A 22,734-nucleotide genomic window follows, 5' to 3' on the forward strand; every position below is an offset into this window, starting at 1 on the left:
AGGTATTGAAAACAATTCACACCACTCCCTCAAGCCTTCTGATAGGATAGTAGTATGAAAACTTAGGAGGTTTATTATGACAATCAAATCAATTACAGTTGTTGGTGCTGGAACCATTGGTTTATCATGGGCTAGTTTATTTCTCAGTCATGGTCATCATGTAACATTGACAGACATTCGGGAAGATTTAGAAACTGTATGGATTCGTCACCATGAATCTGTTCAAACTACTCTTGAGTCTCTTGGCTTACCAACAAGCTACTCCAAAGATGTACTACGCTTTACAAACAATTTAAAAGAAGCATTAGTCGATGCCGATTGGGTGCAAGAGAACGGTCCTGAGAATAGAGAATTCAAGCAGCAGCTCTATCAGCAAATGGAACGTTTTGCACCTGCACATACGCTATTTTTCTCTTCGTCTTCTACACTCCCGGCCAGTGAGATCAGCGCCAACATGGAAGACGCGTCTCGCGTTGCAATAGGTCATCCGTTTAATCCACCTCTTGTAATGCCCCTAGTGGAGGTCGTTGCAGGAGAAAAGACAGCTCCGCAAACCATTGATCAAGCTATGAAGTTTTATCAATCCCTCGGGAAAAAGCCACAATTGATTAAAAAAGAAGTATTTGGGTTTGTGGCCAATCGCCTTCAATTTGCCTTGCTTCGTGAAGCAATGCATTTAGCTGATGAAGGAGTAGTGACAATGGCCGAAATGGATGAAATCGTAAAGGATTCAATTGGATTACGCTGGGCGGTAACTGGTCCCATGCTTGGCATGCATTTAGGGGGTGGAGAAGGTGGAATGGCCGCCTTTGTGAAACACCTTGGACCGACAATGGAAAAAACATGGGCAGCACAAGGCAATCCCCTAATGGATGAAGAAACGCGACAGCGTCTAGCAGCACTTGCGTTTGAATCCTACGGTTCTACTTCCATAGAAGAGCTTGCTAAGTGGAGAGATAAACAACAACTTTCGATTTTACAGTCACGTAAAAACTAAAAAAAATGAACCTCACCGAGTGAAATGGTGAGGTTCATTTTTGTTTATAGGTTTTCAGTATTGATTCGTGGCTGCGGATCTACAACTTCAGTATCCTCATTCTTATCTGGGTCAACATCATTTGATGACAGTTTTAATTTTTTGTCCTCAAGTTCGCGAATTTTACGTTTTTCATGTTCATCTTCACGCTTGTCTTTCTCAAACATCGAATCACCTCGTCTCTTCCATATCTAGTATAGCTATACCCTTTCCTGTCAGATTTAAGCGTTGTTTATTTTCCAACCCTTAAATTATTTAAATAGTTTAAATTATAAAAAAATTAGTTGACTCCAATTTAGGAAACCGCTTACAATCAAAGAGACTTTTGATCAGGCAATGGGGATTGCTTGGTTTAATTTTGAGCGAACGCTCAGTTGTAAGCTGAACGAACGCTCGGTCGTATTTGGGAGAATATTCATAATTCGAAGGAGGAAGTGTATGAAAGCTTACAAAAAAGAAGTTCGTTTCACAATTTGGATGGCTCTCGCATTCGTCATTATGGGAAATGCTGGTTTATTCTTCTCTATCTTCCCGACAGACGCCATGTTATTTGGATTTCCTGTCACATATATCATCCCTATTTTAATGGGTTGGTTTGGGGTCTTTTTCCTGACAATCGTAGCAGGGAAAATTGGCAACCGCATTGATGATGAGATTGATGCAGAACAAGTCGAAGGAGGCGTGAAGTATGATTGATGGTGCATGGCGATTGTCCAACCCCATTCTTGGATTGGTGGTTGTGGGCTTAACCTTTTTACTCTTTTACGTAGTGGGCTACATATCGAATCGAAAAGCAAAATCTGCGAAAGACCTTTATCTCGGTGGCGGAAATGTTGGTGCCTTCACAAATGGATTGGCAATGGCCTCCACTTATATGAGTTTGGCAACATTTTTAGGCATCACCGCTCTTATTTTAAATTTAAAAGTACCTTTTATCATGCTATGGATTCAATTAATTTTAGCCATTCCCTTAATCACAATCATCTACGGGACATCGCTTCGTCGAATGGGAGCTTTTACGCCTACTCATTTTGTTCGTGAACGCTATGGTGTAAAGGCTTCTATCATCGCCGCTCTATTCATGATACTTGTATCGATCATGTATGCCCTCGGGCAGATGATTGGGATTGCCGTTACATTTGAAACGTTACTAGGCATTCCCTACTTAACAGGTCTTTTCGTCGGTGGTCTGATCATCGTCGGCTATATTACAGTCGGAGGAATGGCAGGAGCCACGAATAATGCAGCTATTCAGATGGTCATCATGGCGCTCATGTTTATCGTTCCACTTGGAGCTATTATGAAGGCGATTGGAACAGAAGGCTGGTTCTTCCCTCCATTACTTTATGCCGATATGGTCCCTGCCATGCTACAAGCTGTTCCGGATTTCTTTGACTACCAGTATCCTACTAAGTGGTATTTCTCTGTTATACCCGCTCTGACAATTGGTGCACTTGGGCTTCCTCACTTGGCGATGCGCGTGTATACCTCTTCTAGTTTGAAGAGTGCACGAAGCGCAATGGTTTGGTTCGCCTTTATTCTTGGTTTAGTATTCTCTGCCACTTATGCAATGGGCTTCACCGGTGTCTATGCAACAAGTGTAGAAGGACTGAACATTGCAGACGGGGATGCCGATAAACTAACGATTATCTTGAATCTTGCCTACAATCCTGAATGGGTAACTGCTCTTGTAATTGCCGGTGCCATTTCTGCAGGTGTTTCTACGTTAAGTGGAAACCTGCTAGCAATCGGCGCTCTTCTCTCACAGGATATTATCAAGACGCTCAAACCAAACATTCACGAGCGTTTAAATTACCGCTTGAGCTATATCGCTATTTTTGTCGGTGGATTCATTAGTATTTTGCTAGCCATCGAACCGCCAGCCTTCCTAGTCGTTAGTATCCTCTGGGCATTTGGATTAGCTGGAGTGACCAATGCTCCGCTAATTATCGTCGGTGTGTGGTGGAAGGAAGCGAATAAATACGGTGCCATGACTGCTTCTATTGTTGGAGGAGCTATTTATATCGCTGTCTCTCCTTTCGTTTTTCCAAGTCTTGCATTAACAGGACATGCTGTTACGGATGGAATGGGTCTCTCTGGCGCAATGCTTGCTGTGCCGATTAGTTTTATTTTATTGATTGTCGTTTCATACATTACGAACCGTATCCCTGCTCTTCAAAAGAACTTAACACGTGATCGCGATGAAAAATTAGTCGAGTCCATTCACGGTTGGAAAGATGTCCAAGCCTATCGCTACAACTCAACAATTGGTGCAGGGGTCACAGTTGTTCTATCTATTGCTGTTGCTATTTGGGCTCTCTTACCATGGGGCATGTAAAAAAGGAGGACATCCATCATGATCATACATCTTCTCTCGCTGAAGGATTCAGCGTTTAAGAGTTTCACCTCCACGGAAAAGTCAAAAGTTCAGGGCAGCCTAGCGCTGCTTCTGACTGGGCTTTTATATGGAGTTCTTCTCATCACGGCAAACTGGTCTTACATCCTGAGTTTTGAAACTCCCGCACTAAGATGGGCAATCGTCCCACTCATCTTTATTGTTTCAGGACTGATGATGGCATGGCTCACCCGAATAGGTCTGACTTTATTATTATGGGCAGGAGCAAGAGGGTTTGGTGGCGAAGGGGTTATGAGCAGGATTGCCCCATTTGTCTCGATCAGCTTATTGCCTGGATTGTTAGCTGTACCCCTATTAACTGGCTGGCAAGTCAATGCATTGGGTATTTCACTTGCCGTCATTGGTGTCGCTTGGATGTTCGCCATCCATTGGAAGACATTGCAATCCACTCAAAGATTTTCACCAATTAAAGCAGGCATAGCAGCGATTACTGTACTCATCTTTTTTGTGAGCATCTACTATTTAATCGTGCCAACTAGCTCTATCACATCATGAAACTGGAGGAATCATCTATGAATTTTGAACATTTACTTGCACCAGAAAAGTACAATATCACAAGTGAATTAGAATCTTACAAACACGATGACACTCGCTTAGCCATTCGTTGGATGGATGATCAAGGAAACCGTCGCGACATTTCTTATAAAGAACTATTTAGTAAAATGAATCAATACGCACAGGCCTTTAAGGCACGTGGCATTAAGAAAGGCGATCGCTTGTTAATCATTCTCCCTCGAATTCCGGAAGCCTACATGACCTATTTAGCTGCTCTGCGTGCAGGAATTGTAGCCATTCCTTGTTCAGAGATGTTACGCAAGAAAGACTTAATGTACCGGATGGAGCATTCGGGTGCAAAAGGAATCGTGGCGTTTTACAAAACAACGTCGGAGACAAATCTAATCACTGAAGAGTACTCTGCCCTTGCCAATAAGTTTATTATCGGCGGACAAGAAGAGGGTTGGCTCTCATTAGAAGAGTTGGCAAACGCACAACCTGAAGAGTATGCAGGCGAAGACACAAACCGAGAAGACATGGCGTTTTTATCCTATACATCCGGAACAACTGGCAATCCAAAAGGGGTGGTTCATGTTCATGCATGGGGATATGCGCATGTTCGTACAGCTGCAACTGAATGGCTTGGAGTTCTACAAGGAGACGTCGTTTGGGCAACAGCTGCACCTGGCTGGCAAAAATGGATTTGGAGTCCGTTCCTATCTACGATCACTCTTGGCGCAACTGCTTTTGTCTACCATGGTGGATTCGATGCAGAAAACTACCTTCAAATTTTACAAGATGAAAAGATTAATGTGTTGTGCTGCACCCCTACTGAGTACAGAATCATCGCAAAGGTTGAAAATCTAAACTCTTACGACCTGTCTGCTTTACGAAGCGCCGTATCCGCTGGAGAGCCACTGAATCGTCAAGTCATCGAGGCATTCCAACAAGCGTTCCAGTTAAACGTACGAGATGGCTACGGACAGACAGAAAACACGTTGCTTGTGGGAACACTGCAAGATATGGAAGTACGCCCAGGATCTATGGGGAAACCAACGCCAGGAAATCACGTAGAAGTAATCAATGAGTTTGGGGAGCCTGTTAAACCAGGCGAGGTTGGGGACATCGCTGTTCATAAAACTGCACCGGCTTTATTCCGCGGCTATTACAACGACAAAGATCGCACCGCTGCAGCGTATCGAGGCAATTGGTATTTAACAGGTGACCAAGCAACCAAAGATGACGAGGGGTATTTCTGGTTTGAAGGTCGCAGTGATGATATCATCATCAGTTCTGGTTACACGATTGGACCATTTGAAGTGGAAGATGCTCTGACAAAACATCCTGCAGTTCGGGAATGTGCTGTAGTTGCAGCTCCAGATGAAATTCGAGGAAGTATTGTAAAGGCCTTCATTGTTTTGCGTGATGCTGATCAGCATTCGGATAAAGATGCATTGATTAAAGAGTTACAGGCTCACACTAAAGAAATTACAGCTCCTTATAAATACCCACGTATCGTAGAGTTCATAGATGAACTACCTAAGACGACATCTGGAAAAATTCGTCGTGTTGAGTTGCGAGCTATAACGAAGTAAACACTAAGTGCCGGTACAAACACAAACTCAGTAGGTTCTCTTAGTAACATTCCAGAGAATCTACTGAGTTTTTACGTTGAGTTCCGTTCCATACCAAATAAATATTTTATTAATATGTTTTTATCGAAGCCTCTTTAAATTTTTGTTCATGGGCTAGTAGCCATTCTTTACGCCACAAACCACCCGTATACCCGACCATCTTCCCGCTCGCACCGATAATACGATGACAAGGCAGGACAACTGTGAACGGATTTTTCCCATTGGCTCCTCCAACAGCTCGCACCGCCTTAGGTCGATTAATAGTGGAAGCAATCTGTAAGTATGAGCCGGTCTCTCCGTAAGGGATAGTTTTCAAGCTCTCCCAAACTTCACGTTGAAAAGGTGTACCGGTCTGTGGCTCTAGCTGAAACGTAAACTCTTTTCCAGTCCCCTCAAAGTAAGCAGTCAACTCCTGATAAGCTTTCGCGACCTCTGAAGCGAGATCCTCATGATACGGGTCAAGGAGTGTGTCTCCATCTTCAAACTGGACACTGTGAATAGCTTGCTTATCTCCTATAATAACCAATCGACCAATGGGTGTTAAAAAATCTACTTTCTGCATCCAAAACCCTTCTCTCTTTTCTTTTCGTCCTATGTTTAGTATACTATGGGCAACTGAAAGACACGAAAGTTTTCTAGGGTTCCGGAAGCGCTGCTTTGACTGGTCCGAGAGAAAACGCATGGCTCGGCCATGTACACGGAGGGACAAAAGCCTGGGAGATACTGCGGATGCAGTGTCTTTCAGGCTTTTACTTTTGAGAGGAGACGTTTGAAGATGAAAGAATGGGGATTGTTGATCATCGCCGCTGTATTTGAAGTCGGCTGGGTGATTGGATTGAAACATGCAGAGAGTTTTGGCGAATGGGCTCTGACAGTCGTTGCTATCGTGATTAGCTTCAGTTTATTGATACGATCTGGACGCTATTTACCAGTTGGTACGGCTTACGCTGTATTCGTAGGACTTGGCACTGTCGGGACTGTTCTAATGGATGCAGCACTATTTGGCCAACCACTTGGGTTCATGCAAATTGCGTTAGTCGGATTGTTGTTGCTTGGAATTATCGGATTGAAACAGACTACACAAGGAGCTGAGACATAATGGCGTGGATTGCTTTGATTATTGCCGGGTTACTCGAGATGACAGGCGTCGCCATGATGGCTCGTTTACATGAAAAGAAAAACCTCACTTCCGCAGTGCTTTTAATCATCAGTTTTGGGGGAAGCTTCTTATTCTTATCAATGGCAATGGAGACGTTGTCGATGGGTCTAGCGTATGCCATTTGGACAGGTATTGGCGCAGCAGGAGGCGCTATTTTGGGAATGATTTTTTACAAAGAGTCTGTCGCACCAATGCGACTGTTCTTTTTAGGATTGATAATTGCAAGTGTCATCGGATTAAAGCTCGTTAGTCCATAACAAAAGGCGGTCACCTCTCTCAGGTGTCCGCCTAATTATGTTGTAAAAACTGTAGGAGTTCTAATGGATTTCCGGCCAGGTCTTGTAACGTATATTCATCCAACACTGCCAAATATGCTTGGAGCGCTCTTGCTAACGCATGTTTTAGTGAACAGACAGGTGTAATTGGACAACTATTGCGCTCTTTATCAAAACACTCAACGATATGAAAATCATCTTCCATCAGCCGCACAACTTTTCCGACATTGATGGTTTGAGGATCATGAAGCAGTCGAACTCCCCCACCTCTACCACGTGTACTCTCTATGTATCCTAGTTTCGCTAAATGCTGGGAGACTTTCATTAAATGATTTTTCGATATGCCATACGATTCGGCGATTTCAAGAACCGTCGCTTTTTCTCCGGTCGGTCGAATTGCCAAATAGATCAATAAGCGTAAAGAAAAATCCGTATACATCGTCATTCGCATACTTCTCACCTCTTTCTTTCACTATCGCACAGGTGAACAACTTGTGACAACAAATGTGTCCAATTTTTTAAAGTGGTATTTTAAATATTTGTTTTAACTTTAAAAAGGCGTATGCTGAAACCACTAAGAGATAAGGAGCTGTTTTACACATGTTATCACTTGAAACAAAATCCATTATTAAAGCAACTGCACCTGTACTCGCTCAGCACGGAACAACCATCACAACTGAGTTTTACCGCTCTCTGTTCGATGCGCATCCCGAATTATTGAATGTATTCAATCACGCGAACCAAGCAAAAGGACGCCAACAAACGGCACTTGCGAATACGGTATACGCCGCTGCTGTTCATATCGATAACTTAGAGGCCATCTTGCCTTCCGTCGTGCAAATTGCCCATAAACACGTTAGTCTCGGAATCGTACCAGAGCAGTACCCGATTGTTGGAGAGTATTTATTGAAAGCTATTAAAACTGTCTTAGGCGATGCTGCGACACCTGAAATCATTAATGCTTGGGCTGAAGCTTACGGTTTCATTGCTGACGTCTTTATTTCAGTCGAAGCGGGCATGTATAAAAAGGCTGAAGAACAACAAAATGGATGGAAGTTATTTAAAGAGTTCAAAGTCGTCGACAAAGTACAGGAAAGTGACGCCATTACATCGTTTTATTTACAGCCCACTGACGGCTCTAAAGTGCCCGCTTATCAACCTGGACAATACATCTCTGTTCGTGTTCATATTCCGGGAGAAACCTATACGATGATTCGCCAATACAGCTTATCGAAAGCGGCAGATGAGGAATCCTTCCGTATCTCTGTAAAGCGTGAAAGTGACTTAGATCCAAACGGGAAAGTATCAGTTTACCTACACGAACAACTAGAAGTAGGTGGCACTGTTGAAGTAACTCCTCCAGCAGGTGAATTCGTCCTAAATGAAGCTAGTAGCGGACCTGTTGTGATGCTTGCAGGTGGTGTAGGAATTACACCATTACTGAGTATGACAGAACGTTTGTTACAAAGTGCAGCTGTCCGCGAAACATTGTTCTTACACGCAGCGCGTAGCGAAAAAGAAGCGGCATTTGTAAACGAACTACAACAACTTTCTGCAACACATGAAGAATTGACTTACCGTGCTTTTTTCTCCGATACTGATAATGGGTTCATCACTCGGGATATCCTTGCTACCGTTCCAAAAGCAGCTGACGTCTATATATGTGGTCCAGTTGGTTTTATGGAAAGTATGATTGCGAACCTCGTGGCACTTGGCTTCTCTGAAGAGCAAATTCATTATGAATTTTTCGGTCCAGCTATACCAGTCAAAGCATTTGCAACTTCTTAAACAACACAAACCCGCACAATAAATGCGCGGGTTTGCTTTAGGTTTTAAATGGGTTTTTCCACTCCATGAGCATCGCCATGTTATGTGATTCCTCGTCTTCTAAATACTCTTTTACAATACGGACAGGGGTTCGTCCACTACGCATCATGAAGGTAATGACCGGATCTTTTATTTCTCCTTCAAGCACTCGATGAATGTACTCTTCTGGTGACAACTCTCCTGCCACTCGGTAATATCCTGACATCCGGCCACCTCCAAGCAACCGGTCGAGACCATCGACAATGACACGCTCATACAACCCTTGCAGTAGCAGCTTGCCGAGATCCAAATTTCGAAACTCTGGACGGATGCAGACATCTACGACATAAAGCGTATTCCCATTCGGTTGATGTGGAGAAATGTCGCCTCCTCCTGTTACCTCTTCCCATGTATGATCAGGATCTTCTGGTGTATAGTTTATCCGTAAACTAGTGATAGAGCCTGCAAGTTTCCCTTCCACTTCCACACACAAAGCACCCTCAGGGTAAAGTCGGATATGGCTTTCAAGCTGTTCTCGCGTCCATAAGAGTTCATCAGGGAAAGGAGGTGGAAAGCTTTCTCGTTGAATTTGAATCAATTCATCAAAGTCCGATGAGTGATAGGTACGTACCCATGCTTGACGAGGTTTCTTACGATCAAAAACATATTGTTTTTTACTATACATGTGGCCCTCTCCATTCTTTTTTATGACTTTTTCTTTAAGATGACGTTTGCTACATTCATTCCAGACATCGTGACCATCGGCGAGCCTCCACCAGGATGTGTACTGCCTCCCACGAAGTATAAGTTATTGAGGTCACGACTTTTATTTCGTGGACGTAAAAATGCATCCTGCTTCCGGTTACTTGAAAGCCCATAGAGTGCACCTCGAAACGCTCCAAATCGTTGGGCAATTTCGGATGGTGGGATGACACGCTCTACCACTAAATGGTCCCTAATCGCTAACCCTTTCTTTTCGAGAAGGTCATAAATATGCTCTTTGTACTCATTGACATTATAAGACTCTTTCCCGTTTTTAGGTAAAGGCGGGGCATTAACAAGGATGAAGAGATTATCTCCATCGGGAGAACGCTCACGATCGGTCACACTAGAATTACAAATATAAATTGTGGGATCCTTAGCTAACTCTTGTTTAGTAAAGAGTGCATCAAATTCAGCTTGATAATCTTGCGAGAAATAGACAGAGTGATGATTCATGTTTTTCAATCGTACCTTCAAACCTGCTAAAATAACGAATGCTGAAATGGATGGTTCTATTTTTTCAATCTGTTTATTTGTAAACGACGGACGGTCTTTTTCCTCTACCAGTTCTGAGTAAGCTTTTAATAAATCCGCATTCATGACCACCTCATCCCCTGTCCAAAGCCAAATTCCTTTAGAATGAAGTTGCGTGATGCGTTTGTTTTGAATTGTCACGTTATCTACTTCTGTGTTGAGATGAAACCGCACACCTAATTCCTTTGCCACTTTATGAAAGGCTCTGGCAATACAGACCGTTCCACCTTTCACAGTATACACTCCTTGTATCAGTTCCAAATAAGCAATCATACTAAAAGTGGCAGGTGCTTGATAGGGAGACGAACCAATGTAAGTCGCGTATCTTCCGAATGCTTGTAACACAGTAGGAGCTGTGAAATAACGTTTAAAAAAATGATCCATCGATTCTAAAGGTCTTACTTGAGTTAGAGCATAGCCAAGACTAGGCGACAAATAATCTGTCCAAGAACGAAACGTCTTTGGGAAAAAGTGAGTTTCCGATAATTCATACAAACGAGTCAGCTCTTTTAACAGGGAGTAGTAGTTTTTAGCTCCAAGTGAGTCTACTTTTTCAAGCTGTTCTACCATATATTCTTTGTTGCGACTGAAGACAAGTGAAGTTCCGTCCGAAAAGTAGTTGGTCGTGTGGTGCTTGAGTGGAATAAAAGTTAAGTACTCTTCTGCACGGCGACCAGTTTGCTCGATTACCTGTTTAAACACATGAGGCATCGTGATGGTATTGGGTCCAAAGTCAAACCCGTAAGTCTGAAGCTGCACAGGCATCAGTTTGCCGCCGATATGAGCGTTCTTTTCAAACACGTCTACTTCATATCCCGCATTTGCAAGTGTAATAGCAGCCGATAGCCCTCCAAGGCCAGCCCCAATAATGGCAACACGCTTCATCCATAAAACCTACCTTTCCATTCAACTTGCTGTCCTTGCAACGATTGTCTCATAGCGTTCCCTAACAGTAATACGAGTGCTAAAGCGGACGCAGGAAGTAGAAATGCCAAGAACAGGGGTTCACGTGTTGTACGGTAAACTATCAATGCCTGTAGCGTAATCAGAGCATAAGGAACTAGCCATAATGGTTGATCTAAAAAGAGAGCAAGTACTAGAAGTATCGCTGGAAACACGTACATCGTTACATAAAAAATAATAACTAGTGTCGCCATACCCACAGACCGACCTAATCCATTGTATATGTTCTTTGAGAAGCCCTTCCAAACACCTTCATTTGTCTCGTACATCGTACAACTACAAAATTCAGTGATGTTCGCCAGCCACATTTTGTATCCATTTGCTTTCATTCGTTTCGAGATAGCGACATCCTCTACGATTTCACTGTGCACCGATTCATGCCCACCTATCGCTTCATACGCGGTTCTTTCAAAAAACATGAAGCCCCCATGCGCAGCAGTTGCAGCTGGCCATTTGGTCCAGTTGGCTAAAGCAATCGGCAGATGAAACAGGACAATGAAATGCTGCATAGGAACTAGGAGCTGATTCAGCCATGTAGGCAAGAGGAAGCGCGAAAATCCAGATAATAAGAAAAGTTTATGGCGTTGCATAAAGGCTAATGCTGTCTCTACAGCGGCTGGTTCAATTCTCACATCGGCATCAATATAGAGTAAATACTCACCCTTTGCTTGTTGTCCAAGTTGATGACACGCATAGACTTTTCCAATCCATCCCTCAGGTTTCTCAGAGCCCGTCACTATACGAAATCGATTGTCTCCATAAGTGGCTAAATTCAAAGCATCCCGTGTACCGTCCGTCGATTCATCGTCTAAAATAAGGACTTCAAAATTTGGGTATGTCTGTTTCTTTAAGGAACTGACCATTCCCTTTACATTCATTTGTTCGTTACGCATAGGAACCAAAATTGAAACTAGTGGCTCCCCTACCACTCTCATTCCCCGTTTTAAGCTTGGCAATAGGAGACTATGGAGAAACGTGATTGCCACAAAGATACTAAGTATAGCAATAAACCACAATTCCCATACCATCTTCATTCCTCCTCACAGTACTTGATAGCTAGTTAAGTTCTCGTGGACAACATCTTTTTTGAGTAGTTCAAGTTGCTTTTCTAACTGCTCTTCCAAAGCGTGCATCTTTTCTTTGCGAGATGTTCCGTTTAAAGAAGAATAAAAGATCGGTTCTCCTCCACGTATCGCCACTTCTGACTTTTGATGATGACCGTGCCAATAGTATGTAGTAATCGGAATGATAGGAACGGTCTGCAATTGGCGCGCCAGATGACCTATTCCTGATTCTAATGCGAGCGGTCTCTTCTCTTGAGAATATTCTTCTCCTTGAGGGAAGATCCACACACTAGTCCCAGTCTCTAAAAGTTTTCTTGTGTAAGTTAATGACTCTACAATATCTCGTGTTGAGCTCTTATTGATTGAAAAAGCTCCCACAAAACGGAAGTACCAAAATTTCTTCAATCCCTTTTCATGCATCATAATATGCGTGCTACGATCAATGACCGTATGACGCAAATGAAAATAAAGCAAGCCGTCCCACCAGGAGGAATGATTGGCTATATAAATGGCAGGTTGAGGATACGGATTTTCGCCCTTCCAATACACCGCATGAAACTGCCGACGTGTCTGAGCTAACGTCACGCGACGCATCATCCATTCAAATGCTCGATTACGTTTTGCTTGAATCATGTCGGCTCCTCCACTCTGCAGCGAGATAGAATAGTATCGTTAATACAAAAGTGAGACCTATCGCTAACCATAAGCCTGCGTTAGCAGCCGTGACCATGAACATGAAAATCATCATTCCATAAAGGAAGTAAATGCGTTTTTCCCATTTGTTAAAGGAAGATTGTTGGCTACCGTCACTTTGGAATAACCAGATGACTGCGTGAAGAATACTAGCCACCACAAACCAGCCCATGAAATTAGTCCATGGAATATCGTAATAAAGTCCACCTTCCACCCAAATCCAATATTCATTGGCTTTGAAGGCAACAGGGTCAATAATTAAATCCATTACGACAGCTGCCAAACTCCCCAAGACAACTGTAGCGATTCCCGGTCGTTGTGTGATACGCATAGCGATTGCATGTGTTGTGGACATGACGAGTAACCACGCAAAGCCAATCGTAAAGGGGATATCAAAAATTTTGGCACCAAATCGATCTGTATAATCATACTCTCCAAATAATATGCCATAAGCAGAGCCCAGATATTCCATAAATGATGAGAATAGATAAATAACCAGTGTTATAGTTACAGCCTTTTTAGGTGAAAATAAGGCAAAGAAATAAAAAATACCCATGACTCCTGCTAACACTAAAAATACTGTGTTAGCCCACTCTAACCAAGGTGGCAGGAGATCAAAGCCAACCAGCACCACTCCTACTGCAAACCAGAAGAGAAATAACTGGTGCGCTCGATCTTTCCACTTTTCCATGTAGACAGCTCCTTTAATCGGTAGTAAAAAACACCCTTATCGGGTGCTTATTGAAGTACTGCTAATATTTCTGCTTTGCGTTCATCCGAGACAAAATGTTTTGTGTCAAAGACACGATAGTCTTTCTCACGAATAGTGGAAAGGATATGGCGATAAAAATGAGAAGCACTCTTCAATGGAATTTGAGAACGCTTTGGATAGAAATGAATCGAGCGATTAGCTTGATCGTAATAGGCCTCCGCTTGAACAGCTAATTCTTCCCAAGAACGAATAAATCCCTCACTGATAACCCCTTTGCGCATACACCATTCGGACACTTCAAAATGAGCTAGTCGATCTGTCGGCATATAAATTCGGCCGCGGTTAAGATCTTCCCCTACGTCGCGAAGAATGTTGGTAAGTTGCATAGCCAGTCCAAGTGTTATCGCATCTTCTTTCAATTCCTGCTGGCGAGTAGGTGCCAGAATTGGCAACAACATCAATCCAACCGTGCTTGCTACGTGATAGCAATACACCAGTAGATCATCCATCGTTTTGTAACGATTATTTGTTAAATCCATCTCTTGGCCTTTTAACTGTTCCTTAAACGGTTCTGGATCCATGTCATAACGCTTAAAGACGTCTGCAAGTGCCAGCCACATTGGATCAGCTTCGTCGTAACGACCATCTAAAAAATTTTGAAACTCCTGCTCGAATTCACGTAAGCTCGTGACAGGGTTCAGTCCTTCATCGACTAAGTCGTCTACCCGTCTGCAGAAGGCATAAACTGCCCAAACTGCTAAACGATCCGCTTTTGGTAATAATGAAAAGGCTTTGTAAAATGTCCGGGAATTTTCAGCAATGACGCGTTCACACTCTTGGTAGGCTTGCTTGACGTTCATTCAGTTGTCCCCCTTTTACACTCAAATCATTTAGTACTGCTTCGGCAGTCAAATAAGCGCCTTGCATGACTATTGGAATTCCACCGCCAGGATGTGTGGATGCACCTACCGCATATAAATTATTAAATTTCGTTGGTTTGGCTTGTGGTCGAAACACGCCTGACTGACCTAGCATCGGCGCAATCCCAAAATTACCACCTTGGAAATACCCTTCACTTTTGGCCGTTTCAGGTGTACGGATCTCCATCCATTCAGTTCGTTCACGTAAATCTGGGTATCCGTTTGCTTCTAAACGATCTAGTAGACGCTCGCGCCAGTCTATTACATCGTCCCATTGTATATCAGTACCCGATGGTACCGGGACTAGAATATAAAGAACACTTTTCCCTTTAGGGGCCAGTGATTCGTCTATGACACTTGGATTAAAAATGTAGATAGAAGGTTCACTTGGTACTTGTTTTGAACGAAATACCGCATCCATATGTCCTTTAAAATCAGGACCCATTAGATAGGAGTGCATTGGTCGTTGATCGTATTTCCCTTCGACACCTAAGTACATTAAATAGCAACTAGATGAAGGTATATACGTACGTTTCGACACGGCCGGTAAAAGGTCCTTCAAAAATGGCATTTCTCCGTTGAAAATGACGGCTTCATGCAGTGTTTCACCCGCTTGTGTTCGAACACCGGTTGCACGACCTTCAGCAGATAATATTGATTCAACTTCACTCTCAAAATAAATGGTAACACCACGCGAACGTAATGTTTTTTCTAGCAGCGGTATTAAAGAGGCATAACCGCCTTGCACATAATAAACACCATGTTCATGTTCAGAGAAAGAGACCAATGAATACATAGCTGGCACCTGATAGGGATTCCCACCAATATAAAGGGATTGCAATGCGTAAGCTTGTTGTAGTCGAGTGTCTTTGAAATAACCCTTCATTAACCCGCTGACCGTTTGATACGGTTTAAGAGCAAGCAGTTTACGTACAGATGTAAACGTCCAAAAATCTTTTTTTACGGAAAATGATTTAGTGAGAAAAGCAGACATCCCAATATCGAATCGCTGTTTTCCTTCCGTTAAAAATTGATTAAAGCCATCCACATCTTGTGGAAACAACCGCTCAATTTCTTGTTGTTGTTTGATAGCGTCTGCATATTTTGTATAAACTTCTCCATCCTCAAATTGCATAGAATAGAGAGGATCACAACGTAATAAACGAAGACCTGATGTATCTACACCTGCTTTTTTCAGCAAATCTAAAAACATATCGGGTAATAACACAATTGTTGGGCCTTCATCAATGCAATAGTCGCCGTTTTGAACGAATGCTAATCGTCCGCCCAGCTTTTTACTTTTTTCATAAATCGTCACTTCATGCCCTGCTTGCGTCAAATACAAGGCAGTCATTAAACCGCCAACGCCTCCACCAATAAGTGCTATCGTCATGCTGTCCCCTCCCATGCTGGCAGCATACCAACCGGAATACGCTCTTTACCTTCTTCAGCGAGGATTCCATTGGTTACAATACGAGCGGATTCTAAAATTGTCGGTAAGCCACTGCCTGGGTGAGTTCCCCCACCTACTAGCCAACAACTTTCAAGCTCTTCAAATTTGTTATGAGGACGGAAGACCATCATTTGAGACAATTGATGCCCCAAATTAAATGTTGCGCCTTTGTAGACGGAAATATCTTGCTCCCATTGAACAGGAGTTAAAATTTTCTCAGATACTATATGTTGAGATAGATCTTTGAATTCTGATTTCTCTTCAATAGTCCGGATCACCAAATCACGGAATGCCTGTTGCTCTTCTTGCCACCCAATTTTGCTGTCGTTATTAGGAACTGGGGCTAAGATGTATAAAGCGGACTGTCCAACTGGTGCAAGTGTTGGATCCGTTACACTAGCATTTTGAATATAAATAGAAGGGTCTGCAGATAATTTCTTTGTATGGGTGATTTCTTCTACATTTGTCTTATAATCTTTTGCAAATAAGATATTGTGATGAGGTAAGTCATATACTTTATCAATGCCCAGATAGAGCATAAAAGTTGAGCAGGAATATTTTTTCTTTTCCAAATTCTCAGTTGAATACTTTTTTAGTATACCTTCATCCACAAGGTTTGTCATGACGTGCCCAAAGTCGCCGTTCACAACTACTTCGTCCACTTCTACTTCTTCTCCAGATTCCAATAAAAGCCCTGTCACTTTACGCCCGTCGAGTTTGAATTTCTTTACTCCTTGCCCTAAGTGAATGCGTCCACCGAACTCTTCAACTACTTTTGCCATAGAAGTAGATAGTTGGTTGACTCCACCAATCGGGTGATAAATCCCATAAGCATGTTCCATATAAGAAAGGATTGAAAATGCGCCTGGACATTCCCAAGGAGACATACCTAAGTATTTAGATTGGAACGTGAAGGCAAGCTTCAATTCTTCATGATTGAAGTAGCGACTTAAGACATCATAGAGCGTTTTACCAATTTCTAATTGAGGCAAAGCTTTGACAACAGAAGGTCGCATGTAATGAATTAATTTATCCATTCGTGATTGCAGAATAGGGGTTAAAGCCTCTAACTTTTTACTACTTTCATAAAGGAATTGATCATAGCCACCACTGTCTCCAGGGTACACTTCTTCAATTCGACGCTTCATCTCTTCTCGATCGCGCGTCATGTCCAATGTTCGTTTGCCATCAAATGTTAATTGGTACATTTCTGGAAGCTCCACTAAGTCCATGTAATCGTGCATATTGCGACCCGCTGCTTGAAAAAGTTCGTCGACAATATGGATCATACTTAAAAATGTGGGTCCCATGTCAAAGCGGAAACCGTCCATTTCGATGGCGGCATTGCGCCCACCCACTACTTCATTTTTTTCATACACATCAATCTCAAAACCTTTTGATGCGAGTAGCATAGCCGCTGCAAGACCACCTGGCCCTGCTCCAATGACTGCTATTCTCTTTTTCATGATGGCCCCTCCTCTTTATACAATACTTGTACAATGATTATACAATCGTTTTCGAATTTTGGCTATCAATTCGCTGAAATGTTTATTTTTGTACAACCTTCGAACAATGTTTTTGTAAAGGAAACCGTGACAATTAGCTTCTACACCTTAAGTTTAGTGTGACCTGTTGTGCGTCATTCGTCTATACTTAAAAGATTTAAATTTCTGCACAAAAAAAATCACCCGTTTGGGTGACTTGGTTACTCATTAAGATTTAGATTGGACGTGTGGTGCTACGTGCAGTGGTGGGACAACAAGCCATGCTTTTTCTTTAAGTAATCGCAGCATCTTCATGCCTGCCATGGCTTTTGCGGCATGAAATTGTCCAAACATCATCCCAATGTCTTCTCGAATACATTGCCCCATCACCATACTGCACGAAACCAATCCTTGCCCTAAGTTCATCGATACGATATTTGCGATTTCTGGATCAAGCAACCTTGCACCTGTCGGAATGTCTTGTGCATTCGCCACTGGACGTTCGGGTGTAGTTGGTGGTAAGCCAATGCCATTTTCTTTCAATACCTTTGCCAGTTCTTGAGTTTCTTGTTTCATTGTATGCAACAAACTCGTTAGCTCCTGTTTCAAGTCGTCGTCACCTACATGATTGCTAAACGTTTCATACAGTCGCATCAAGCCATTTGTTGACATGAGATACGCCCATACCCCCGTCACTTCACCGCTATGCATAGGTTCTTTCGATGGATTTCCTGATAAAATCCCCAAAATCGTAACCTCCTTTAGTAGTCAACATAACTAGCTTGAACCATTAATGGAGGTCTTATACCTATGAAAGTAAACTATAAACTGAAAAAAAGTGACAAACGCTAGCTGCTAACACAAACAGGTGCCAAACGGCATGATGATACATGAAACCACGCCACACATAAAAAATGGCACCTACCGTGTAAAGAACGCCTCCAGCTATTAAAAGCATTAGACCCTCTTGCGTCATGGCAGAAGTTAGCGGATTCCATGCAAAGACAATCATCCAACCCATTACTACATATAAAAACGTTGATAATTTGACAAAGCGTTTCACAAAATACAATTTAAACAGGGTGCCCGCTATGGCCAAACCCCATACGACCCCAAATAATACCCACGATAAGACACCTTGCACTGCAATGAATAGAAACGGTGTGTAGGTTCCTGCTATAAACCAGTAAATCGAGGAATGATCTAACCATTCAAACCAATCTTTTGCATTTCCTTGAGGAAACGCATGAACTAGTGTAGAGGCCGTATATAAAATCAACATGGATGTGCCGAAAATAGCAAAGCTAACAACGTGCCAGGCATTGCCCGATTTTGCTCCAGCCACAACTAAAATAACAAGCGCTGAGATGCTTAGTAAAATGCCAATTCCGTGAATGAGCGCATTCACCAATTCTTCTTTTTTTGTAAATGTATGTGTTGTATCCATTCGAGTCATCTCCTTATCCCCACTTTACACAAGAAGACACACCAGAAGATAGTGACCTCTGTCATTACTTTTGGTGGACACCCGCATCATTTCTACTTCTCGCTTCGGTGGAGTGCGATCTGTTCATCCACTAACGCATCGAATTGTTTGAAGTGGTAACCACTAGTATGTGCAAGAGCTGTGGTTTGTGCCAAAGAGATTCCTAAATCATACGGACTTCTGTTCGTCATCTCGTCTTCAGCATACGAATAAGACTTTTCTAAGCGCTTAGCAATTCTATCCAACAGTTCATCAATGGAGATACTTCCCTCAGATCCTGCATTGATCGGACCTTCAAAATCCGATTGAGCGACTTTAAGCAAGAATGCTGCTGCATCTGCAGAATCAATGAAACCAAACTTAGCATTGCGATTAGTTGTACCAATTGGGTTGCCTTGTTTAACGGCTCTTACATGAAACGCAAATCGCTCTGTATAGTCATCGAGTCCCACTACAAAAGGAAAACGGACCGTTACAACTGGACACGGTGCTTGCTGATACAACACTGCTTCTGATGCACGTTTTGCTTCTTGATATCCTATCATACCTACATATTCTTGACGAGGCTTGTAATGAATATCAAAATGGCGCGGATCGAAGTCTTGTTCAACGAGCTGTTCTCCTTCATCATAAACAGCTACCGTTGAAATAAAGACATACTTTCCGATTCGTTCATCAAGTGCTTCCAGTACTTCACGTACCTCCACCGGCGAATAACATGTATGATCAAAGACCACATCGTAGCTCTTATCATGCAATGCTTCTTTAACCGACTTCTCATCTGTGCGGTCAAGCTTTAGTCTCAAGACACGGTCTCCAAAATCATCAGCCGCTCTTCCTCTCGTTGCAATGGTCACAGTGACCCCTTGATTTAAAAGTAATTCAACCAATCGCTTTCCAACAAATTGAGTCCCGCCTAAAAGTAATGCAGATTTCATGGTTATCCCCTTTTCTATAAATTAATTTGTTGTTTCGTGTAAGCCAGTTCTACTGGCCCCGTAAATTCTTTTTTAGCTTCTTTCACCAAGACACTCCGTTCCCCGTATTGTGGAAGATGGGTCAACACAAGGCGTTTCACCCCTGCTAGAGAAGCAAGTTTACCTGCCTCTTGTCCCGTCAAATGCCCCTGAATTTTCCCTGCATACTGCGGGTAGACGTTTGACTCACTAACCAACAGGTCAGCGTCTCGTGCAAAATCGACGAGTGCATCTGTCCATTCCGTATCTGCCGTAAATACAACTGATTTGTCCTCCACCTCAATACGAAACGCTAAACAATAGACGGGATGGACCGTTGGACATGTGGAAACTTTAAACGGCCCAATTGCAAACGTAGCATGTGCCTCAATCTCCACGCCTGTCGTTACGCCTTTGTAAGCCAATTTTTCAAATTCTATTACGTCCTGTGCATGCGCATAAATTGGTAATGGACTGTGCAGTTCTCCCAATTGCTTTTGAATCATGGCAGCATGTTGTAAAACTCCTATATCGGCTATATGATCCGGATGGTAATGACTGACTAGGACTGCATCCAATTCGTGGAGTTCCCCCATTGTCAAATATGTAGACAACACGGCACTCCCACAATCTATAAGTAAACGATGTCCCTCATGTTCGACAATAAACGAAGAAGTAGCTTCTCCTTTGTTGGGATAGCCACCCCACATTCCTAACGTGACTACATTCATTGCGTCTCACCCTCTCCGATTATCTGTTCTTGCTTTATTCTACCCATTTTCGGAATTCTTTGCATTCTTCCTTGTCTTTACTAATGGTATAATCATAAAATTAATGAGAGAGGAAAGGAGGAACTTGAATGGATGCACTGCAAATCATGGACCAGTTTGACCGCGTCCGACCGGCTCTTCAACCAATCGTCAGCGCCATTACACATAAAGTAGCAGGGTACGAGGTTTTAGGACGGTTTCAAGAGGGTGAAGAGTGGAAATCCCTCGGCACTTTCTTTTTAGATCCGGACATTCCTACAGAATTTAAAAATGAACTAGATGAACACCTATTAGATCAAGCTGTTGATTATTTGCTAGAAACCAACCAACCCGGATTTCTATCTGTCAATCGTTCGGCACGTCAATTGATTTACGGGGATGATGAAGCGTTATTAACTTTCCTGTTAAAGCAACAACAAAAAGGCTTTACCCTAGACCGCTTTGTTCTCGAAGTGACGGAACATGATATTGAAGAAGAGTTTGAAAGTTTGAACCACCTGCTTCGCTATTACAAGACTTATGGCGTTCAATTAGCAATCGATCACATCGGGGGAGCCAGCTCAAACATTGATAGAATTCGAGCTTTGCGACCTGACATTTTAAAGATTGACGCGTCTTTAACTCGATCTTCAAATTTAGAGAATTTCCAGGATATCTTACATACCCTTTCCGTGCTAGCTAGACGCATTGGTGCAGTTTTGGCTTACGAAAATATAGAAGATGCCAACCAGCTTTATTTTGCTTGGAAAAACAATGGCCATTATTACCAAGGATTTTACCTAGGCAAACCAAGCTGCCTTTTAGGGGAGGCTGTGCAACTTGACGTGATGCTCCCTACTCAAATTCAAACATTTGTTGAGAGAGAGAAGGAATTAATCGCAAAACGCATTCGTTTTACAGAAAGCTGTCATAACCAATTAAAGAAATTGAGTAAGTGGCAAGATGAATCACACGCCGACGAACTGCTTGATGAGGCTCGACAGCTATTTGATGACCGCACGTTCCGGTTGTACATCTGTGATGAAAGTGGCCGACAAGTCTCTGGTAATTTACGAAAAAATCAGCATCTCTGGCGTTTTGAACAACACGTGAGAGGGTCCAATTGGGCATTCCGCCCCTACTTCTTAGAAAATATGATGCGCATGCAACGCACGCATCATGGTCGATTATCTGATTTATATGCAGATATCGAAACACGAGAATTTGTGCGCACGTTTAGTTATCCACTGACATCACAGTACTTTTTATTTATCGATTTTAGTTACGATTTCATAACCGAGAACGATTTTCTCTTTATGAATTAGAAGGGGTTGATGATTTGCACTCACTACTGAATAGTACCGAAAATGTGACCGCCGGAATGACATGGAGAGACTCAAATCGTTCCGAGTCTAATAATATGGCACTTCATAGCTGCCAAAGTGAAGAGGCTGTTTTAGCTAATCGAGAGCATCTGGCGAGAGAACTGGGTGTTCCTCTCCAGCGATTTGTTCTGGCGAACCAAACCCATAGTGATCATTTTTACGAAGTGACCAACAAGGATCTAGGCAAGGGCACTCTTTCTGCCGAGACCGCAATTCGTGATACCGATGCTTTGTTTACCTATGAACAATCAATTGTTTTAGGCACTTTTACGGCAGATTGCGTTCCCTTGCTGCTTTGGAGTTCTAAATCGATGCTTGTCGCAGCTGTCCACTCCGGTTGGCAAGGAACGGTGAAAGAAATCGTTCCGAAGCTTTTACACTTCTTACAAAACGAGAAAAATGAGGACCCACAATCACTGCACGTTTATATTGGCCCCGCACTTAGCGAGCAGCGCTTTGAGGTGGATGCAGATGTAGCAGATCGCTATAAGCAACTCGGCTATGCGGATCCATTTATTCGCTACGAAGATAAGACAGGGAAATTTCACATTGATAATATCCTTACAGTAAAAGAACAATGTTTGCGTGCCGGAATACCTGGCGACAATATCACGTACTCTTCAACTTGCACGTTCACTAGTGAACATGGATTTTCTTATAGACAAGACCGACAAAGCGGTAGGCACCTCGGTTTTATTTATCGCCACTAAAATGTGCTGTAGGCATCTTAAAACAGGGAATAACGGCATCAA

Annotated in this window: 25 protein-coding genes and 1 riboswitch; of the genes, 10 read left to right on the plus strand and 15 right to left on the minus strand. The window is 42.7% G+C overall.

Features of this window, described 5'->3' with window-relative positions; translation table 11 throughout:
• Positions 1–76: 76 nt before the first annotated feature.
• On the plus strand, positions 77–997 hold the full coding sequence (locus MKY84_RS00450; protein WP_342526976.1) for a 3-hydroxyacyl-CoA dehydrogenase NAD-binding domain-containing protein: 921 nt from the start codon (positions 77–79) through the stop codon (positions 995–997).
• A 44-nt stretch (positions 998–1,041) separates the two neighbouring features.
• On the opposite strand, the gene MKY84_RS00455 is transcribed toward MKY84_RS00450, so the two are convergent.
• Complete coding sequence (locus MKY84_RS00455) at positions 1,042–1,203, minus strand: hypothetical protein (protein WP_342526977.1); 162 nt, start codon at positions 1,201–1,203, stop codon at positions 1,042–1,044.
• Between the two features lie 271 nt (positions 1,204–1,474).
• On the opposite strand from MKY84_RS00455, the gene MKY84_RS00460 reads away from it, so the two are divergent.
• The 4 genes from MKY84_RS00460 to MKY84_RS00475 are packed head-to-tail and all read left to right on the plus strand — an operon-like array spanning position 1,475 to position 5,542.
• A complete protein-coding gene (locus MKY84_RS00460) occupies positions 1,475–1,732 on the plus strand; it encodes a hypothetical protein (protein ID WP_342526978.1) in 258 nt (85 codons plus the stop codon).
• Positions 1,725–3,374, plus strand: a complete 1,650-nt coding sequence (locus tag MKY84_RS00465; RefSeq protein ID WP_342526980.1) for a sodium:solute symporter — start codon at positions 1,725–1,727, stop codon at positions 3,372–3,374. Before MKY84_RS00460 ends, MKY84_RS00465 begins: the two co-directional genes overlap by 8 nt.
• A gap of 18 nt (positions 3,375–3,392) precedes the next feature.
• The gene (locus MKY84_RS00470; protein ID WP_342526982.1) at positions 3,393–3,947 is read left to right on the plus strand and encodes a hypothetical protein; all 555 of its coding nucleotides are present in this window, start codon (positions 3,393–3,395) and stop codon (positions 3,945–3,947) included.
• 17 nt (positions 3,948–3,964) lie between these two features.
• Positions 3,965–5,542 carry an acyl--CoA ligase gene (locus tag MKY84_RS00475; RefSeq protein ID WP_342526983.1) on the plus strand — a complete coding sequence of 526 codons (1,578 nt, stop codon included), beginning with the start codon at positions 3,965–3,967 and terminating at the stop codon, positions 5,540–5,542.
• Positions 5,543–5,651: 109 nt separating this feature from the next.
• Here MKY84_RS00475 and MKY84_RS00480 read toward each other — a convergent pair whose 3' ends face one another.
• Positions 5,652–6,143, minus strand: coding sequence for a methylated-DNA--[protein]-cysteine S-methyltransferase (locus MKY84_RS00480; RefSeq protein WP_342526985.1), 492 nt, complete (start codon positions 6,141–6,143; stop codon positions 5,652–5,654).
• A 62-nt stretch (positions 6,144–6,205) separates the two neighbouring features.
• Positions 6,206–6,303, plus strand: a riboswitch (guanidine-I (ykkC/yxkD leader).
• A 53-nt stretch (positions 6,304–6,356) separates the two neighbouring features.
• Here MKY84_RS00480 and MKY84_RS00485 point away from each other — a divergent pair.
• Both MKY84_RS00485 and MKY84_RS00490 read left to right on the plus strand, forming a co-directional pair.
• The gene (locus MKY84_RS00485; protein ID WP_342526986.1) at positions 6,357–6,680 is read left to right on the plus strand and encodes a multidrug efflux SMR transporter; all 324 of its coding nucleotides are present in this window, start codon (positions 6,357–6,359) and stop codon (positions 6,678–6,680) included.
• Positions 6,680–6,997 (plus strand): multidrug efflux SMR transporter, encoded by a 318-nt coding sequence (locus MKY84_RS00490; RefSeq protein WP_342526988.1) that lies wholly within the window; start codon positions 6,680–6,682, stop codon positions 6,995–6,997. Before MKY84_RS00485 ends, MKY84_RS00490 begins: the two co-directional genes overlap by 1 nt.
• Positions 6,998–7,028: 31 nt before the next feature.
• Here the strand turns inward: MKY84_RS00490 and MKY84_RS00495 are convergent, their stop codons facing one another.
• A complete protein-coding gene (locus tag MKY84_RS00495) occupies positions 7,029–7,466 on the minus strand; it encodes an Rrf2 family transcriptional regulator (RefSeq protein ID WP_342526990.1) in 438 nt (145 codons plus the stop codon).
• Between the two features lie 149 nt (positions 7,467–7,615).
• Here MKY84_RS00495 and hmpA point away from each other — a divergent pair, with 149 nt between their 5' ends.
• Positions 7,616–8,803, plus strand: coding sequence for an NO-inducible flavohemoprotein (gene hmpA, locus MKY84_RS00500; RefSeq protein ID WP_342526992.1), 1,188 nt, complete (start codon positions 7,616–7,618; stop codon positions 8,801–8,803).
• 37 nt (positions 8,804–8,840) lie between these two features.
• Here hmpA and MKY84_RS00505 read toward each other — a convergent pair whose 3' ends face one another.
• From MKY84_RS00505 to MKY84_RS00560, 12 genes are all read right to left on the minus strand, one after another.
• A complete protein-coding gene (locus tag MKY84_RS00505) occupies positions 8,841–9,506 on the minus strand; it encodes a GNAT family N-acetyltransferase (RefSeq protein WP_342526994.1) in 666 nt (221 codons plus the stop codon).
• A gap of 20 nt (positions 9,507–9,526) precedes the next feature.
• On the minus strand, positions 9,527–11,002 hold the full coding sequence (gene crtI, locus MKY84_RS00510; RefSeq protein WP_342526996.1) for a phytoene desaturase family protein: 1,476 nt from the start codon (positions 11,000–11,002) through the stop codon (positions 9,527–9,529).
• Entirely contained in the window at positions 10,999–12,108 is a 1,110-nt protein-coding gene (locus MKY84_RS00515; RefSeq protein WP_342526997.1) for a glycosyltransferase, read from the minus strand. Before MKY84_RS00515 ends, crtI (MKY84_RS00510) begins: the two co-directional genes overlap by 4 nt.
• Before the next feature lie 12 nt (positions 12,109–12,120).
• Positions 12,121–12,777, minus strand: coding sequence for a lysophospholipid acyltransferase family protein (locus MKY84_RS00520; protein ID WP_342527000.1), 657 nt, complete (start codon positions 12,775–12,777; stop codon positions 12,121–12,123).
• On the minus strand, positions 12,758–13,528 hold the full coding sequence (locus MKY84_RS00525) for a carotenoid biosynthesis protein (protein WP_342527002.1): 771 nt from the start codon (positions 13,526–13,528) through the stop codon (positions 12,758–12,760). The genes MKY84_RS00520 and MKY84_RS00525 overlap by 20 nt, the downstream gene beginning before the upstream one ends.
• A 47-nt stretch (positions 13,529–13,575) precedes the next feature.
• A complete protein-coding gene (locus MKY84_RS00530) occupies positions 13,576–14,409 on the minus strand; it encodes a phytoene/squalene synthase family protein (protein WP_342527004.1) in 834 nt (277 codons plus the stop codon).
• Positions 14,378–15,862 carry a phytoene desaturase family protein gene (gene crtI / locus MKY84_RS00535; RefSeq protein ID WP_342527007.1) on the minus strand — a complete coding sequence of 495 codons (1,485 nt, stop codon included), beginning with the start codon at positions 15,860–15,862 and terminating at the stop codon, positions 14,378–14,380. Before crtI (MKY84_RS00535) ends, MKY84_RS00530 begins: the two co-directional genes overlap by 32 nt.
• Positions 15,859–17,388, minus strand: coding sequence for a phytoene desaturase family protein (crtI, locus tag MKY84_RS00540; protein WP_342527009.1), 1,530 nt, complete (start codon positions 17,386–17,388; stop codon positions 15,859–15,861). The genes crtI (MKY84_RS00535) and crtI (MKY84_RS00540) overlap by 4 nt, the downstream gene beginning before the upstream one ends.
• Positions 17,389–17,634: 246 nt before the next feature.
• Positions 17,635–18,153 (minus strand): DUF3231 family protein, encoded by a 519-nt coding sequence (locus MKY84_RS00545; RefSeq protein WP_342527010.1) that lies wholly within the window; start codon positions 18,151–18,153, stop codon positions 17,635–17,637.
• A gap of 61 nt (positions 18,154–18,214) precedes the next feature.
• Complete coding sequence (locus MKY84_RS00550) at positions 18,215–18,853, minus strand: hemolysin III family protein (protein ID WP_342527013.1); 639 nt, start codon at positions 18,851–18,853, stop codon at positions 18,215–18,217.
• 92 nt (positions 18,854–18,945) lie between these two features.
• A complete protein-coding gene (locus MKY84_RS00555; RefSeq protein ID WP_342527017.1) occupies positions 18,946–19,830 on the minus strand; it encodes an NAD-dependent epimerase/dehydratase family protein in 885 nt (294 codons plus the stop codon).
• Positions 19,831–19,844: 14 nt separating this feature from the next.
• Complete coding sequence (locus MKY84_RS00560) at positions 19,845–20,579, minus strand: MBL fold metallo-hydrolase (protein ID WP_342527018.1); 735 nt, start codon at positions 20,577–20,579, stop codon at positions 19,845–19,847.
• Between the two features lie 128 nt (positions 20,580–20,707).
• Between MKY84_RS00560 and MKY84_RS00565 the strand changes: the two genes are divergently transcribed.
• Positions 20,708–21,922 (plus strand): EAL-associated domain-containing protein, encoded by a 1,215-nt coding sequence (locus tag MKY84_RS00565; RefSeq protein ID WP_342527019.1) that lies wholly within the window; start codon positions 20,708–20,710, stop codon positions 21,920–21,922.
• Positions 21,923–21,978: 56 nt separating this feature from the next.
• The gene (gene pgeF, locus MKY84_RS00570; RefSeq protein ID WP_342527020.1) at positions 21,979–22,692 is read left to right on the plus strand and encodes a peptidoglycan editing factor PgeF; all 714 of its coding nucleotides are present in this window, start codon (positions 21,979–21,981) and stop codon (positions 22,690–22,692) included.
• Positions 22,693–22,734 lie beyond the last annotated feature (42 nt).

The sequence above is a fragment of the Chryseomicrobium sp. FSL W7-1435 genome (genome assembly GCF_038595005.1).
Lineage (GTDB): Bacteria > Bacillota > Bacilli > Bacillales_A > Planococcaceae > Chryseomicrobium.